The following is a 15,020-nucleotide window of genomic DNA, read 5'->3' on the forward strand; positions in this document are numbered from 1 at the left end:
AAAACAATTTTAATATAATCTCGTGCCCTTTACGCGAATTCTGAGTTTCTAATACTGCCATCAGGCATAATTGTTTGACAAAAAAACACATCAGTGAAATCTGCATTTTTTATGATAGAGCCCTTAAAATTTGCATTGTGAAGACAAGCGCCTCTTAAATCGGCTTCTTCTAAATTTGTATGACTCAAATTCGCTCCTGAGAGATTGGTAAGGCTTAGCTTTGAGCAGCGCAAATTGAATCCACTCAAGTCCACACCAGCTAAATTAGCCCCACTAAAGTCCACTTGTTGTCCAAAAGCTTTTGCTAGCATCATTTGAGTAATGCTAGAATAAGCGACGGAAACTGAATAAGAGTCAGGACAAAAATCCAGTACAGTTGCCACTTCTTCACCCAAAACTAGAACATAGGCGTAAGAGTTATCTGTGCCTTCTGCAAAAGCATAAAACCAATTTGGTTTTATGTATTCACTACGGTATTCTGATGTTGCTAGAGCTTCTGTATATTGTATGGCTTCTTGCAAACGAATAAATTCTTTACTACTCACAAAACATTGATCCCATCCTCTTGGTTCTTTCATTCCATTATGCCATTCATACAATTCATATAGTTCTTCCGGAAATGTGAATGGTAAATCCTTGGTTATTTCATCAATTTCTTCTCTTGTCAACCCCGGATAAAATTCACCTTCAAATTGGATTCTTTTTAATGCTTCTATAAGAGGAGATTTATCTTTGATAACAGGACTATTTAATTGAGCTAAATAATTTGTATTTTTTCTACTAAAATAAGCTTCATTTAAATTGATTCCATTAGGAAATACACTTTGATTATTATAAATAATTTCCTTTAAAGAAGTACCAGTTAGATTGGTATCTTTTAAATTGGCACCTCGTAAGTCACAAAAACGCAGATTTGTATTTTCTAAAATTGCTCCTTGTAAATTGGCATTAACTAAATTGGTGCGTTCTAAATTAGCATTTTTTAGATTTACGTAATTAAGGTTTGCATTTTTAAGATTAGCATATTTTAAATTTGCACCATTTAAGATAGCGCCTTTCAAATTAGCCTTTATTAAATTAGCATATGCTAATTTGATATTTATCAACTCAGAGTAACACAAAACAGCATCCTGTAAATTAGTACGAACTAAATTTTGTTCATTGAGAATAGTACCAGCACAAATTAAGTAGGCGTCTTCCAAACTTGTATTGGGAGGAAACTTGGTTTTCAAGTCATACAGTAATCCCTTAAGACTTGTATTGGTTAAATTAACAGTACTTAAATCTAATCCTCTAAAGTTAGTGCGATCGCAATTTGCTCCTTGAAGGTTAACGTGGGTTAAAATAGTATCTTTGAAATCTGTGAGTGTTAAATCTGCATGGCTTAGATCGGCACCCGTTAAGTTTGTACCTGTAAAAGATTCAATGCGAGCATGCCTCAGTTGAGCATATTGAAGATTTGAATTTTGAAATCCAACGATAGCGACATTAGTAAGATTAGCGTTAGTAAAATTGCTGTTATTAATACTAATATATAGTTTGGTATTACTCAGATTACTATTGCTAAAATCAGTAGCTTCAATATATGTTCTGTAGAACAGAGCATGGCTTAAATTTGCATAGCTTAGATTCACATTATTGATTTGAGTATTAGCAACTTCAGCCTTATGAAGATTAACTCCACAAAAATTAGAATCTGTTACTTCACAGCTATTCCAACGAGAACTTACTAGTACAGCATTCATGAAGTTAACTCGATCTACATTAATATTATCAAGAAAGGCAGAGGGCAGGAGGCAGGAGGCAGAAGGGAATACTGGCTCCGCTCTCTGCGAGTGACCAAAGGGAACAAGGGTTTAAGACCCCGACTGAACTCCGTTCAGTCGCTACCATTTAGGAGGGGTCTGAATCCCCTTCTAAATGGAACCTTCTGCCCTCTGCCTTCGTACTTCTGCCTTCTTCAATAAATGACCCGTTATTTAATATTGATTCTGCAAAATTAACATAATTTATTCTTCCGGATTCAAAGCTACCATAATGTCTATAAATACCACTTAAATTAACATCACTAAGATTGCTTACTATCCATTTTAATGGACTGTATTTAGAAAAATCTCGTTCTCCAGCTGCGTAACGTTTTAGTATTTCTTCAAGATTCATGGTCTTAAATAATTTGTAATGGCATAAGTACAGGAGGAGGAACTTCCAAGAAAGGTATTCTTGGGTTGGCGTAGAAACGAGGGTGAGACTGCGGTCAACGGTCACTAAAAAAAAGAATTCCCAGGCTCAGCCTGGGAACGAGGGTGACACACTATCGTCACTAGTCGCTGTTTAATAAGCGTCCTGTAATTCGTAGAAGTCGGGTGAGACGTAATCCTTACGTAAAGGCCAACCAACCCAATCTTCTGGCATCAAAAGCCGCTTGAGGTTGGGGTGTCCTTCATAAACAATGCCGTACATATCAAAAGATTCGCGTTCTTGCCAGTCTGCTGTCTTCCAAATCCAGTAAACTGAAGGGACTCTGGGATTTTCTCTAGGCAAAAATACCTTCAGTCTGACTTCTTCCGGGCGATCGGCATTATCACTGACTTTAACCAAATGATACATACTGACTAACTGTTGCCCCGGTCCCAAGTCAATGCCACACTGACATTGAAGGTAGTTGAATCCGTAAGCGTACAGAGCAGTACAGAGGGGCAGTAAAAAATCTGGCTCTACCTTAATGACCTCTATACCATTGTGGTCTGCTTCTAATGACTCATGAGCGAATTCATTTTCTGCCAACCACTGGGACACTTTACCTGCTTTTACCAGTGACTGTTCGCCAGCTGGTACTGGTTTTGATTCTTCTTCAGCCACGGTTTGTTTCCTCCTTCGCTTTTTCTGTCAGGAGCGCAGGTGGTACTGGGAGACCGATCGCTTCTGATAATTCCTTCGGTGGTGCAACACGGGTATCAGAAAGCAAGTACTGACCCGTATGAATTTGCTCGGTTGGGTTGAGTTTGTGAGTTGTGCTGTAATAGCGGTGCTTTTGCTTGGTGCGATTCCGCTCTTGCATGGAATCATCCGCTATTTTCTTCCGCAATTTGATAATCGCGTCAATAATTGCTTCCGGACGTGGCGGACAACCGGGTAAGTAAACGTCTACCGGAATTAGTTTATCAACTCCACGTACTGCAGAGGGAGAGTCCACACTGAACATCCCGCCAGTAATCGTACAAGCGCCCATGGCAATCACGTACTTGGGTTCTGGCATTTGTTCGTAAAGACGTACCAACTGGGGTGCCATCTTCATAGTGATTGTGCCTGCTGTAATAATTAGGTCAGCTTGGCGGGGACTCGAACGGGGAATCAAACCAAAGCGGTCAAAGTCAAATCGGGAACCAATGAGAGCTGCAAATTCAATGAAGCAGCAAGCAGTGCCAAATAGCAAAGGCCACAAGCTTGAAAGCCTTACCCAATCGTAAAGGTCGTCAACAGTAGTCAGAATAACATTTTCTGACAAATCTTGGGTGACTGTAGGACGCTCAATCGGGTTGAGGATGCGCTCTTTCTGCTGCTGCTCTATATTTGTATCTAAGACCATTCCAAAGCTCCTTTACGCCATGCGTAAACTAGGGCAACTACAAGAATTGCTATAAAAATGAGGGCTTCAATAAATGCCAACAGCCCGAGGCGATTGAAAGCTACTGCCCAAGGGTATAAAAACACAGTTTCTACGTCAAAAACGACGAAGACAAGAGCAAACATGTAGTAGCGGATGTTGAACTGAATCCAGGCTCCACCGATGGGTTCCATACCAGATTCATAGGTGGTGCGCCGTTCTGGGTTGCGACCGCTCGGTCGCAGGAGCTTAGACGCTGATAGAGCCAAGGCAGGCACTAGGCTACAGATAATGAGGAAGCCTAGGAGGTACTCGTAACCGCTGAGGACAAACACAATAATTTTCTACCGCTTTAGGTGCAATTAAGTCTGTTAACCTTATTTCACATTATATCTATATTGATTTTCTTAAATGCCCAATCAGCAGAACTTGCGATGATTTGATTCGTATTGGCTTAATATAGAAAATTCTTAAGGAACGATGAAGGAGCGCGATAAAAGGTTATACTCCCTTTTAGAGTATAAAATTACACTTTATTGTGTACCGTAAAGCTTTCACTTTATACTTCATAACTTTATCCTTTATACTTGAGCTGGCACTTGTGTCATAATTTTTAACATATGTTTAATATTTCCTTTTCACTAATGCCAGAGCCATGAGCGAACAAGCTGTTGCCAACACTGAGTTAGACAGATACGAATGCCGCGCCTGCGGCTACGTTTACGAACCCCAGAAAGGTGACGACAAGCACGATATTGCCCCCGGTACGTCCTTTGCTGAATTACCCAACAGCTGGAAGTGTCCGGTTTGTAGTGCCAAGAAAGTTGCTTTTACCAACATCGGTCCTGCAGGTACTGCATCGGGCTTCCAAGAAAATCTTAAGTATGGCTTGGGTGTCAATACCTTGACTCCAGGACAGAAAAACTTGCTGATTTTTGGTGCATTGGCTATTGCTTTCTTGTTGTTTATGAGTCTTTATGGCTTAAAGTAAAAATGCTCTTCTTCGCCGAGGTCTGCATTTTGACAGAATTAGGTAAACAAATTTAGATTAGAAACTGACAAATACAAATGTTTTCAATTGCAAAATCTTGGCAGCGTTTATTAGCTTTATTTGCAGTTATCCTCGCGTGCGTGGGATGTAGTAAGGTTCCTTCAACTGCTTACAACCCGTGGGAAGTGGTTTCCGTGCCAACAGAGGCAAAACTCCTCGATATTGCCTTTAGCGACCCCCAACACGGTTTTTTGGTAGGTAGCAATGCAACTCTGTTAGAAACTAAAGATGGTGGTTCCACTTGGCAACCGATAGAATTACAATTGGAAGACCAACGATATCGTTTTAACACTGTTAGTTTCTCCGACAAGGAGGGATGGATAGCAGGAGAGCCTTCTTTATTACTCCATACCACTGATGCAGGTCATTCCTGGTCGCGCATTCCTCTTAATGAAAAGCTACCGGGTAACCCCATTAAGATTGTCGCCTTAGGACAGTACTCTGCTGAAATGGCAACGGATGTAGGAGCTATATACAAAACTACTGATGCAGGGCTGAATTGGAAAGCTCAGGTAGAGCAAGCTGTTGGGGTTGTTCGTAACATGAAACGCTCTCCTGATGGGAAATACGTTGCTGTTTCTGCTAAGGGGAACTTCTACTCCACTTGGGAACCAGGGCAAACTGCTTGGGTTCCTCACAACCGCAATAGTTCTCGACGCGTGGAAAACATGGGATTCACGAGCGATGGCCAACTGTGGATGCTAGCACGGGGCGGTCAAATTCAGTTTAGTGACCCAGCAGACCCAGAAAAGTGGCAAGATGCTAAATTCCCAGAACTATCCACAAGCTGGGGCTTGCTGGATTTGGCTTATCGCGACAGCGACGAAATTTGGCTGGGTGGCGGTAGCGGTAATTTAATGCGTAGCCCTGACGGTGGCAAAACTTGGGAAAAAGACCGCGATGTTGAAACAATCCCCGCAAATCTCTACAAAATTGTTTTTTTCAATCCGAAACAAGGTTTTGCGATCGGCGATCGCGGTGTTTTACTAAAATATAATTCCAGTGTTGCAAGTACTGCCAAGTCTGAAGCAGCCTAGGTATTTCTCCTGTTTTCTGAGAAAGAGGTTACAGTGTGTAACTCTTTCTTAACTTTGTAGGATAATGATCTCATTAGCAATCTTTTTGAAGGTAGGGATATAAATGTCAGGCACTACTGGGGAACGTCCATTTTCGGACATCATTACTAGCATTCGTTACTGGGTAATCCACAGCATCACCATTCCCGCACTTTTTGTTGCAGGTTGGTTATTTGTCAGCACGGGCTTGGCATATGACGTTTTCGGAACACCCCGTCCTAACGAGTACTACACACAAGTACGGCAAGAGTTGCCAATTGTGAATAACCGTTTTGATGCAAAACAACAGGTACAGCAATTTAGTAACACAAAGTAGTTTTAAATTATGACAAGCGGAAATAACATCAATCAACCGATTACCTATCCCATTTTTACAGTTAGATGGCTTGCCGTTCACACCCTAGCAGTGCCAACCGTCTTCTTTTTAGGTGCCATTGCTGCAATGCAGTTTATTCAACGCTAGGAGTAAATCATGGATAGAAATACCAATCCCAACAATCAGCCGGTTGAGTTGAACCGGACTTCATTGTATTTAGGACTACTACTCGTCTTTGTTCTGGGGATTCTGTTTTCCAGTTACTTCTTTAACTAACTGGAACAACGGTTATCCGTGGAGCGCTGGATGTCTGAAATTGTGTTGTGTATTTGTTAAGGGAGGAAAAAGCAGTGTCTGGAAGTGGTAGAATTCCCCTCTGGGTTGTAGCTACAATCGCAGGGTTAGGCGTAATTACTGTTGTAGGTATTTTCTTCTACGGCGCATACGCTGGTCTCGGTTCTTCTATTTAAGTCATAGTTAATGGTTAGTGGTTAGTCGCTAGTAGTTGGTGGTTTATTTTTACCAATAACTCCTAACGACTAACCACTTACTATTTGCTACTTAACCGATATCGTCACGTTCAATGTAAAGCAACATAAACGCCGATACGATACCAGGAATTACCAAACCTGTCAGGGGTACAAGGATGGAAGGTAAGAATGAAGCTGAGTACATACAGAATCCTTTTAAATTAAGCAACAATTCATTTAGGAGCTTACTGCAAATTCTGCCCCATTTTTTTGAACTCTAAAGATTTTTAACAAATTTAGCCTCAGCCTCCTTCCTTCCCAAGCGGTTCTTGGGAGCGATCGCATGGAGGTTCCGTCTCCTGAAGTGGAGTCTGTAGCCCCGCAGTATGCATTCTCAGGCTTCACCTCGGAACGATCGCAAAAGCCCTCTGGTAGAGGTACAGTACCTTGCGCTCCCGAGTTCTTCAAATTCCTAAAAGCTCATCCGGATGAACATTTGGTAAGTCTGGAGGAACAACAGTTCTTTGTATGGAAACTTTGTCACTCTCTTGTTTGGTAGCCATGTCTACCGCGATCGCTTCTAAGCGAATTTCCAGACACCCATAAGGAACGTTGATATGAATGAGTTCTTCCATACCTCCTGAAATCAGAGGTAGGAAATTTATCAACCAACGGGGACCGTCTATTAACTGGCGAGTTTGGCAATCTTCTACCCAGAATTTTACAGCTAATTCAGGGCGTCGTTCGGCGAGCCGCACGCGTAACATGACAGATTTCCCAGAAATCAGTTCGCCTTTTGGTAAGTGTATTTGGGGAACAGGTAGAGATTCTGCGATCGCCGATACCACAGGTAAGAGGATAGGTAAATCTGATGCGGTTTGTTCATCTTGCTGTGATGTTGAACTATCAGCTAATGACTCATCAAAATTATCATCTACTACGATTTCTCGTGCTATCGAGGTTAAGCGTGCTTTGCTGTATTGGGTAGTGGTAACGACTGCGTTATCCGTTGGTTTTACAGATATTTCATCAGCGACTGCTACAACGTCTGTTCCCGTTTTTTCCCGTACAACTATATTCTCTTCCGCATCTTGGTATCCCTGTGGCTGTACTTCCTTTTGTGGCTGCTCGGAGTCCTCCTGTCCCCGCGTCTCCTTTTCTTCTTCTACCGAGATAGGGACGGTATCGATATCATAATAGTCTTGGTCGCTTAAATTAATTGGTTCAGGTAGACTATACCCTTGACTTTGCATCCACTTTTTAATAAGGGGAGATGTGTGAGGATCGTCTGTGACTATTAATTCAGAACTGGATGCCGGAAAAATTTCAATGAGCGATCGCTTTTGAAATTCGATTTCTTCTTCTACCAATGGCGATGAATCTTGCTCTGGAGATTCAGATTGAGCTTGTATCTCTTGCTCACTAGGTTGAGAGATATTTTGTTCGAGAGGCTCATTTTGAATTTGCGTGTTTTCTCCTTCTAATTGAGCGGAATCTTCATTGATAGTTTCAGCGATGGCGTGTTGATTGTTAACAGGTGGTTGAAAATTAAATAACTCTAAAGATTTACTCTCAATTTTTTGCCCGTCATCGATAAACACTTTTATTCGTCTTAAATATGGCAAAGCCGTGCTTCGAGTTCTTACGTAACCAATATCATCTGAACTAGATAAACCAGGAGCGAGCGTCTTATTTTGCAGCGAAGCGATTCTGGGCAATTGAGGTACGGATCGACGGTTAGAATCCTTGTTAACTTTAGGTGGTAGCGTCTTTTGAGGAATGGGTTTGACAGCACTAGTGTCAGATATTTTCCCTGTTTTAACGAGATTAAAAAATTCCAAACCTATAGATGCATTTGACTTTTTAGTTTCAGACGCAGCCAGCACTTCTAGTTCTTGAGTCTCTTCTACAGTGTCTGGTTCCTTATAAGATGCAGCGCTAATTGCTAACAAATCTGCCACATCTGCTGTAATTGTAAAGGACTCTCTGGCTAACAATAGAGTATTGCTATCAAGCGAGATAGTGCCATACAAACTCATTTCTGCTAAAATCAGCTTAGATGCACATTCAATGGGAATTTCAACAGAGCATCTAATATCAAAGGGTAATAACTTTTCTGGTAAAGATTGACGCACTCTTCTGATTAATTCAGAACCTTGTGGAGAATATAATTCTATTCTAATTTCCCCACTATAAATTCTTTCATAATGAGTTGATTCTTTTAACTTGACATATCCATTAACTGTCAGAGTTTGCCCCCAAGATACAGTGTAAATTTCCCTATCCAAAGTCAGAGAAAGGGGACATTCGAGTACAGATGTTAGAGAATCTTCAGCAGTTTCTTCTCCCTCAAGAACTGCTTCCGAATCTGGTAAAGCTAATTCAATCAAATTATTTAAAATTTGCTCTGCCGTGTCTCCTTTGAGCCATACCGGGTTAACAGGCTGAATATCTTCTTCTTGTTCGCTCTCGCTGTCAGCAGCAAGGACTTCCTTACTGTCTTGTCCTGCTTGTCCAAGTGTGACTTTAGGAAGAACTTGCAACCGCAGATCCTGTTGCCAAGATGTACCGAGAACATCTGACATCAAATCGCTCGAACAACGCATCTCCCAAATTCCAGGCTTAAGGTAGGTAAAAGGAATCACAGCCATCAAACCATCAGAATTTATGCGCCGCGATCGCCTTTGGATGCGCCGCTTGGGTGGCATTTCTAAAGTCGAGGTATGAGCGATCCGTACCTCCACATCCATGTTGGTACGGTTCGAGCGAGCGACAATTCTGTATCGCCCCTCGAGAATTTCCTCGCTGGGTGATTCCAACGGACGCCACGAGCGATCGCCTTGTTGCTGAATGAGAAATTGCCAGTTTTCCATTGTGACTGATGCAGGAACTATAAAGCCGCCTTAGGTATGACTTGCAAGAGCTTGCTGACAGTTTAGCTTAATGCACCACCAAAAGTGTTGTTTTTTTATCCAAGTATTTGCAAGATTTCTGTAAGGTAACAGCAATTTAAATAAAGTCAACACGTCCACGCATATCTTCTACACCTAACCACTCCCATATTAGGACTGAGCTACGTAAGTCAATAACAGCAGATATTGATAATTTGAGCTTACAATATAAGGGATGTCATCACTTTGGGTTAGAATCATAACTTATGTCCGAACAGCAGCTTCTAGATGCAGAGGAAATTGCTATCCCCGACATTAGCCAATTGGAAATCGAAGATGACAAACCGGTGGATAACTTTCAAAGTGAAAAGCAACAACGGCTGCTAGTAGAGCCACTCTACAGTAACCCAGTGCTGACAACTCCTTTCATAGCAGCCGCAAACGTGGGACTATTCTACTCACGCAAGCAAGATCCACTCGTACCAGATGCGTTTATCAGTTTGAACGTGCAAATGCCAGCAGATTGGAGTCAAAAGCAGAATCGCAGTTATTTTGTTTGGGAGTTTGGCAAAGCACCGGAAGTGGCGATCGAAATAGTTTCCAACCGCAAAGGCAAAGAATTGGGGGCGAAGAAAGAAGATTACGCTCGGGTTGGAATTCCATATTATGCAGTGTTTGACCCCCTGCAACAGATTCAAGAAGCCGAGCAAATGAACGGCGCATTATTGCGAGTATATGCGCTGACAGCAGGAAAATATGTAGAACTAGAATCACCTTTCTGGCTAGAAACAGTCGGGATAGGTTTAACTTTATGGACGGGTACGTTTGAAGAACAACCAGGGCTGTGGCTGCGGTGGTGCGATGTCAAGGGAGATGTCATTCCAACAGGAAAAGAGTTAAGCGAGCGAGAACGACAACGAGCTGAGCGAGAACAGCAACGAGCAACTCGATTGGCAGAACGGCTAAGAGAGATGGGCGTTGACCCGGATACAATTTAAAATATATGCGTTATATGAATCAAGCCGGAGAAACAAAAAATGAAACTAAAAGTTATTATTCATGAAGCAGAAGAAGGTGGATATTGGGCTGAAGTTCCAGCTATTCCCGGTTGTGCAACTCAAGGAGACACATTTGAAGAATTGCTAGAAAATTTATATGAAGCGATAGAAGGTTGTTTATCTGTTGATATTGATGCAGTACAGATAACCGATAAATCGAAAGTGATCGAAATTGCCGTATGAATTCAATGTCTGGCAAGGAGTTGACAAAGCTCTTAGAACGCAACGGTTGGATACTATTACGGGTTCAAGGTAGTCATCATATATACGGTAAACCAGGGATTGCTTCTCGAATTTCTGTACCAATTCATGGTAATAAAGGTTTAAAGGTAGGCTTACTTAGACATTTATTAAAAACTGCTGGTTTATTGGAAGGTTTATCACAAGAAAAACCCGTAGATGAAACACTTGATGAACAAGAAGATCGTAAGGAGTCAGAGTAGTAATCTCCGGTTTAGTAATTTCCCCCTCCCCGTATCTGCAATGTACGCATAAGTAGTTCTTTACCCCCCTTAATCCCCCCTTGGAAAGCAGGGCTGTTTCATTCTTTGTAGATAAAATCTGGAAACCTCAAAGTACTGTTTACAGTTTGTGAACTGCCCCAGGCAAAGAACGGAGAAATCAGAGTTTTAGGTTTTTCCTTTGGAAAATGAAACAGCCCTGCCCTTGGAAAGGGGGGAAACTAGATTACTAAATTTCCGGTTCCCTCTCCTTTTTAAGGTGTTAATAAGGGGAGGGCTAGTGGGGTAAGAACAAGTCTCATACCTTGATTTATAAGTTATGACAAACTTGTGTGTACACCGCAGCCTCCCGGTATGCGGAAAAGGGAAAAAGCGATTAAGCGCTAAAGTATTTAGCTACAGGGTGATAGGTAATAATCGCCGTTGTAGACTGTTCCGGATAAAGCTGTTCGCTTTCATCCATATACAAGTTAATGCGATCGCACCCCAACAACTCCAGTTGCTTGTACTGATCCTGAATATTCGGACAAGCCGGATACCCAAAACTATACCGCGAACCTTGATAGCGCTGTGCCAAAATCTCCCGAATGTTATCCGGTTCCTCAGCCCCAAAGCCCAATTCGCGACGAATGCGAGCGTGAGACCATTCAGCAAGCGCCTCGGCAACTTGCACGGCTAAACCGTGGAAATACAGGTAATCCGTGTATCGATTGCTAGCAAATAACTTTTGAGCAAACTCAGTAGCAACATGCCCAACAGTCACCGCCTGCATTGGGAACACGTCGATCGCTCCCGACTCTTTCGGTGCAAAGAAATCTGCAATACACAATCTTCTCCCAGACTTCTGTCTTGGAAACTCAAACTGAGCTATTACCTTAGCGTCCTTCGCGTCTTTGCGGTTCGTATCATAAAGATACAAACTATTCCCCCCAGCCTGACAAGGAAAATACCCGTAAACCACCTGCGGATGCAGTAGGTTTTCCCGAACAACTCGCTGCTTCCACTCCTCCAAAATTGGATAAACCTTCTCATCCAAGAAAGCTTGGTACTCCTCCTTAGATTGCTCCTTGGGTTTGCGGAACTGCCATTGTCCAGCAATTAACGCCTGTAAATCTAAATACCAGAACACTTCCTCCAAAGAAATGTCCTCCGGCTGAAGAATCTTTGTTCCCCAGAAAGGCGGAGTCGGACGTTTGATATCCACCGCCACTGCTTCAGAACGTCTGGTATCAACTTCTTGTGGTTCAGCAGGTGCTTTTTCTTTAACTGCTTTCTCTCCTGAATGTTTGCGACCATTTCCTGACACTTCATTTTCAGCAAATTCACCCAAAAATCCATGGAGATCGTCCCAACACCCACCAGATTTTGCTGGCATTAATTTATCCATGAAATTCAAGTCAGAAAATGCGTCTTTGCCATAAACGACTCGACCTTTATAAGTATTCTGGCAATCTTCATAGACAAACTTAGGTGTCAGCGCTGCACCACCCAAAATAACAGGAACTGTAATTCCTTTTTCGTTGAAAATCTCCAAGTTTTCTTTCATAAAGGCAGTGGATTTCACCAACAAACCACTCATGGCAATACAATCAGCTTTGTGCTTCTCGTATGCTTCAATGATGTTTTCCACCGGCTGCTTAATTCCCAAGTTAATCACCTTGTAACCGTTATTGGACAAGATGATATCCACTAAGTTTTTACCAATGTCGTGAACATCTCCTTTCACTGTTGCAATGATAAACGTACCCTTAGCATTATTACCAGATTCTGACTTTTCCATGAGAGGTTCGAGATAAGCAACCGCCGCTTTCATGGTTTCAGCAGACTGCAACACAAAGGGTAACTGCATTTGTCCGGAAGCAAACAAATCGCCTACCACTTTCATGCCATCTAGCAAGATGGTGTTGATAATATCTAAAGGAGGATAATTTTCTAAAGCCTTTGCCAGGTTTTTCTCCAAACCAATACGTTCGCCATCAATAATATGGCGCTTGAGACGTTCTTCAACCGGTAGACTTTCATCAACACCTTTGGCACGTTTTGTTGTGACTCCTTCAAACAGTGTTGTGAGTTCTGCTAAAGGATCGTAAGTACAAACATTCCCCTCAAAAGTCCGCTCATCGTAAATCAACTTGCGGCAAATTTCTTGATGGGGTTCCTCAATTTTTGCGAGAGGTAAAATTTTACTAGCACTGACGATCGCTGCATCCATTCCAGCTGCCATCGCCTCGTGTAGAAACATTGAGTTCAACACAACTCGTGCAGCAGGATTTAAACCAAAGGAAATATTGGATACTCCCAAAAGAACGTGACTTCCAGGCAATTCCTGACGGATGCGGCGAATCGCTTCAATAGTCGCTTTGCCGTTTTCACGGTCTTCTTCGATACCCGTGGAAATAGGGAGAGCCAGAGTATCAAAAAAGATTTCCCGTGCGTCAATTCCATATTCCACAGCTTGGCGGTAGGCACGTTGGGCGATCGCAAACTTTTTCTCGGCTGTTCGCGCCATCCCCTCTTCATCAATTGTACCGATAACAACACCCGCACCATATTTCTTCGCCAGTTCCAACACCTTGAGAAAACGGGGTTCTCCATCTTCATAGTTGGTAGAATTCAACAAACATTTACCACCAGCCACTTTTAACCCTGCTTCCATCTTTTCCCATTCGGTGGAATCCAGCATCAATGGCAGTGTCACATTATTAACCAATCGCGATACCAGCTCGTGCATATCACGCACGCCATCGCGCCCCACATAATCAACGTTAACATCAAGGATGTGTGCGCCTTCTTTGACTTGAGCTTTTGCCATGGAAACCAAGCCATCCCAATCTTCCGCATTCAGTAATTCGCGGCATTTTTTAGAACCACTGGCGTTGAGTCGTTCCCCAACAATCAAGAAGGAATTATCTTGAGTGTAGTTTTGAGTGCTGTAAATTGACGCTGCTGCTGCTTCTAACTCAGGATGTCTGAGCTTTGGCTTTAAATCTTTGGCTATTTCTGCTAATTGTTGAATGTGTTCCGGACGTGTCCCACAGCAACCCCCTATCACTTGGACACCCAAATCTTCAACAAAGTTCATCAAAGCCATCCGTAATTCCACAGGCGTTAAACGGTAGTAGGCTTGACCGCCTACGTTCTCTGGCAAACCAGCATTCGGAATACAGGAAACAATAAATGGTGAATGCTCGGAAAGGTACTTGATATGCGGTTTCATCAAGTCCGGTCCTGTTGCACAGTTAAGACCGAGAATATCAATTGGGTAGGGTTCTAAAATTGTCAGTACGGCGTTGATTTCCGTCCCTACGAGCATCGTACCCATGGATTCCATTGTCACCGACACCATCAACGGACGGCGATCGCCTTTCTTTGCAAAGACTTCCTCAATACCATTCAGCGCCGCTTTAATTTGCAGTACGTCTTGGCAAGTTTCAACGATAAACAGATCGACTCCACCATCAAAAAGCCCTTCCGCTTGTTCGGCAAAAGCAGCTTTCATGGTATCAAAATCAATATGCCCTAAAGTTGGCAGTTTGGTAGTTGGTCCGATGGAACCTGCGACAAAGCGGGGTTTTTCAGGGGTAGAAAATTCAGCCGCCACACTCTTGGCTAGTTCCGCAGCTGCTTTGCTCAGTTCATAAGCCTTGTCTGCCAAGTCATATTCTGCCAAAACAATAGAAGTACCGCCAAAGGTATCCGTCTCAATGACATCCGCACCAGCTGCAAGAAAATCACGATGAACTTTTGCAACGGCTTCCGGTTTTGTAAATACGAGGTACTCGTTACAACCTTCATACTCAGCACCACCGAAGTCCTCTGCAGTGAGATTTTGGCTTTGCAAGTTAGTTCCCATTGCACCGTCAAAGACGAGAACTGGGCGATTGGAGCTATGCAAGCGTTCCAGGAAGGGATAAGTCATATTTCATCAGAGAAATTTAGGATAGTCAAAATCATATTTGACTTGATCTATTATTTTCTTAAATTTTAAGATTTCGGGAGTCCTGTCTAAAAAGTTTTCCGTATAAGAGCGATGTTCGTTAGCTGACTTTCCGGATTGAGTATAGAAAGAAACGATTGGCAGTCTGTTTCACAA

At 42.5% G+C, this 15,020-nt stretch carries 17 protein-coding genes; 9 read left to right on the plus strand and 8 right to left on the minus strand.

Translation table 11 applies throughout. The features are described 5' to 3' along the window. Window positions 1-29 precede the first annotated feature (29 nt). The 5 genes from AB0756_RS25785 to ndhC all read right to left on the minus strand — a co-directional run bounded on the left by AB0756_RS25785 (window position 30) and on the right by ndhC (window position 3,939). Window positions 30-1,745 carry a pentapeptide repeat-containing protein gene (locus AB0756_RS25785; RefSeq protein WP_038082259.1) on the minus strand — a complete coding sequence of 572 codons (1,716 nt, stop codon included), beginning with the start codon at window positions 1,743-1,745 and terminating at the stop codon, window positions 30-32. Between the two features lie 148 nt (window positions 1,746-1,893). Then, the gene (locus tag AB0756_RS25790) at window positions 1,894-2,160 is read right to left on the minus strand and encodes a hypothetical protein (protein ID WP_038082260.1); all 267 of its coding nucleotides are present in this window, start codon (window positions 2,158-2,160) and stop codon (window positions 1,894-1,896) included. A gap of 171 nt (window positions 2,161-2,331) precedes the next feature. Then, window positions 2,332-2,859, minus strand: a complete 528-nt coding sequence (locus AB0756_RS25795) for an NAD(P)H-quinone oxidoreductase subunit J (protein WP_038082261.1) — start codon at window positions 2,857-2,859, stop codon at window positions 2,332-2,334. Further along, the gene (locus tag AB0756_RS25800) at window positions 2,852-3,586 is read right to left on the minus strand and encodes an NADH dehydrogenase subunit K (RefSeq protein ID WP_038082264.1); all 735 of its coding nucleotides are present in this window, start codon (window positions 3,584-3,586) and stop codon (window positions 2,852-2,854) included. The genes AB0756_RS25795 and AB0756_RS25800 overlap by 8 nt, the downstream gene beginning before the upstream one ends. Then, entirely contained in the window at window positions 3,577-3,939 is a 363-nt protein-coding gene (gene ndhC / locus AB0756_RS25805; RefSeq protein ID WP_038082265.1) for a photosynthetic/respiratory NAD(P)H-quinone oxidoreductase subunit C, read from the minus strand. The genes AB0756_RS25800 and ndhC overlap by 10 nt, the downstream gene beginning before the upstream one ends. A 320-nt stretch (window positions 3,940-4,259) precedes the next feature. Between ndhC and AB0756_RS25810 the strand changes: the two genes are divergently transcribed. From AB0756_RS25810 to AB0756_RS25835, 6 genes are all read left to right on the plus strand, one after another. Continuing rightward, window positions 4,260-4,595 carry a rubredoxin gene (locus AB0756_RS25810; protein ID WP_038082266.1) on the plus strand — a complete coding sequence of 112 codons (336 nt, stop codon included), beginning with the start codon at window positions 4,260-4,262 and terminating at the stop codon, window positions 4,593-4,595. 77 nt (window positions 4,596-4,672) lie between these two features. Next, window positions 4,673-5,692, plus strand: coding sequence for a photosynthesis system II assembly factor Ycf48 (locus tag AB0756_RS25815; RefSeq protein ID WP_038082270.1), 1,020 nt, complete (start codon window positions 4,673-4,675; stop codon window positions 5,690-5,692). A 103-nt stretch (window positions 5,693-5,795) separates the two neighbouring features. After that, a complete protein-coding gene (psbE, locus tag AB0756_RS25820) occupies window positions 5,796-6,047 on the plus strand; it encodes a cytochrome b559 subunit alpha (protein WP_038082271.1) in 252 nt (83 codons plus the stop codon). Between the two features lie 9 nt (window positions 6,048-6,056). Further along, complete coding sequence (gene psbF / locus AB0756_RS25825; protein ID WP_038082272.1) at window positions 6,057-6,194, plus strand: cytochrome b559 subunit beta; 138 nt, start codon at window positions 6,057-6,059, stop codon at window positions 6,192-6,194. Between the two features lie 9 nt (window positions 6,195-6,203). Next, window positions 6,204-6,323: a photosystem II reaction center protein L gene (locus AB0756_RS25830; RefSeq protein WP_072040825.1), complete on the plus strand. Its 120-nt coding sequence runs from the start codon at window positions 6,204-6,206 to the stop codon at window positions 6,321-6,323. 74 nt (window positions 6,324-6,397) lie between these two features. Then, a complete protein-coding gene (locus AB0756_RS25835) occupies window positions 6,398-6,517 on the plus strand; it encodes a photosystem II reaction center protein J (RefSeq protein WP_015209608.1) in 120 nt (39 codons plus the stop codon). A gap of 91 nt (window positions 6,518-6,608) precedes the next feature. Here the strand turns inward: AB0756_RS25835 and psaI are convergent, their stop codons facing one another. Together psaI and AB0756_RS25845 are read right to left on the minus strand one after the other, a co-directional pair. Next, a complete protein-coding gene (psaI, locus tag AB0756_RS25840; protein ID WP_072040824.1) occupies window positions 6,609-6,722 on the minus strand; it encodes a photosystem I reaction center subunit VIII in 114 nt (37 codons plus the stop codon). 259 nt (window positions 6,723-6,981) lie between these two features. Beyond that, window positions 6,982-9,390: a hypothetical protein gene (locus tag AB0756_RS25845; protein ID WP_038082274.1), complete on the minus strand. Its 2,409-nt coding sequence runs from the start codon at window positions 9,388-9,390 to the stop codon at window positions 6,982-6,984. Window positions 9,391-9,674: 284 nt separating this feature from the next. Between AB0756_RS25845 and AB0756_RS25850 the strand changes: the two genes are divergently transcribed. From AB0756_RS25850 to AB0756_RS25860, 3 genes are read left to right on the plus strand one after another with little or no spacing between them, the layout of a single operon-like run. After that, window positions 9,675-10,406, plus strand: a complete 732-nt coding sequence (locus AB0756_RS25850) for a Uma2 family endonuclease (RefSeq protein ID WP_038082275.1) — start codon at window positions 9,675-9,677, stop codon at window positions 10,404-10,406. Window positions 10,407-10,445: 39 nt separating this feature from the next. Then, window positions 10,446-10,649 carry a type II toxin-antitoxin system HicB family antitoxin gene (locus tag AB0756_RS25855; RefSeq protein ID WP_038082276.1) on the plus strand — a complete coding sequence of 68 codons (204 nt, stop codon included), beginning with the start codon at window positions 10,446-10,448 and terminating at the stop codon, window positions 10,647-10,649. Window positions 10,650-10,654: 5 nt separating this feature from the next. Further along, window positions 10,655-10,909, plus strand: a complete 255-nt coding sequence (locus AB0756_RS25860; protein WP_237265972.1) for a type II toxin-antitoxin system HicA family toxin — start codon at window positions 10,655-10,657, stop codon at window positions 10,907-10,909. A 394-nt stretch (window positions 10,910-11,303) separates the two neighbouring features. Here the strand turns inward: AB0756_RS25860 and metH are convergent, their stop codons facing one another. After that, the gene (gene metH, locus AB0756_RS25865; protein WP_038082278.1) at window positions 11,304-14,846 is read right to left on the minus strand and encodes a methionine synthase; all 3,543 of its coding nucleotides are present in this window, start codon (window positions 14,844-14,846) and stop codon (window positions 11,304-11,306) included. Between the last annotated feature and the right edge of the window lie 174 nt (window positions 14,847-15,020).

This window comes from Tolypothrix campylonemoides VB511288_2, from assembly GCF_045999855.1.
GTDB lineage: Bacteria > Cyanobacteriota > Cyanobacteriia > Cyanobacteriales > Nostocaceae > Scytonema > Scytonema bouteillei_A.

Coding starts and splice junctions, on each gene's coding strand:
- AB0756_RS25785 (WP_038082259.1), bottom strand. CDS start 1,745: ATGAATGCTGTACTAGTAAGTTCTCGTTGGAATAGCTGTGAAGTAACA.
- AB0756_RS25790 (WP_038082260.1), bottom strand. CDS start 2,160: ATGAATCTTGAAGAAATACTAAAACGTTACGCAGCTGGAGAACGAGAT.
- AB0756_RS25800 (WP_038082264.1), bottom strand. CDS start 3,586: ATGGTCTTAGATACAAATATAGAGCAGCAGCAGAAAGAGCGCATCCTC.
- AB0756_RS25810 (WP_038082266.1), top strand. CDS start 4,260: ATGAGCGAACAAGCTGTTGCCAACACTGAGTTAGACAGATACGAATGC.
- AB0756_RS25815 (WP_038082270.1), top strand. CDS start 4,673: ATGTTTTCAATTGCAAAATCTTGGCAGCGTTTATTAGCTTTATTTGCA.
- psbE (WP_038082271.1), top strand. CDS start 5,796: ATGTCAGGCACTACTGGGGAACGTCCATTTTCGGACATCATTACTAGC.
- psbF (WP_038082272.1), top strand. CDS start 6,057: ATGACAAGCGGAAATAACATCAATCAACCGATTACCTATCCCATTTTT.
- AB0756_RS25830 (WP_072040825.1), top strand. CDS start 6,204: ATGGATAGAAATACCAATCCCAACAATCAGCCGGTTGAGTTGAACCGG.
- psaI (WP_072040824.1), bottom strand. CDS start 6,722: ATGTACTCAGCTTCATTCTTACCTTCCATCCTTGTACCCCTGACAGGT.
- AB0756_RS25845 (WP_038082274.1), bottom strand. CDS start 9,390: ATGGAAAACTGGCAATTTCTCATTCAGCAACAAGGCGATCGCTCGTGG.
- AB0756_RS25850 (WP_038082275.1), top strand. CDS start 9,675: ATGTCCGAACAGCAGCTTCTAGATGCAGAGGAAATTGCTATCCCCGAC.
- AB0756_RS25855 (WP_038082276.1), top strand. CDS start 10,446: ATGAAACTAAAAGTTATTATTCATGAAGCAGAAGAAGGTGGATATTGG.
- AB0756_RS25860 (WP_237265972.1), top strand. CDS start 10,655: ATGTCTGGCAAGGAGTTGACAAAGCTCTTAGAACGCAACGGTTGGATA.
- metH (WP_038082278.1), bottom strand. CDS start 14,846: ATGACTTATCCCTTCCTGGAACGCTTGCATAGCTCCAATCGCCCAGTT.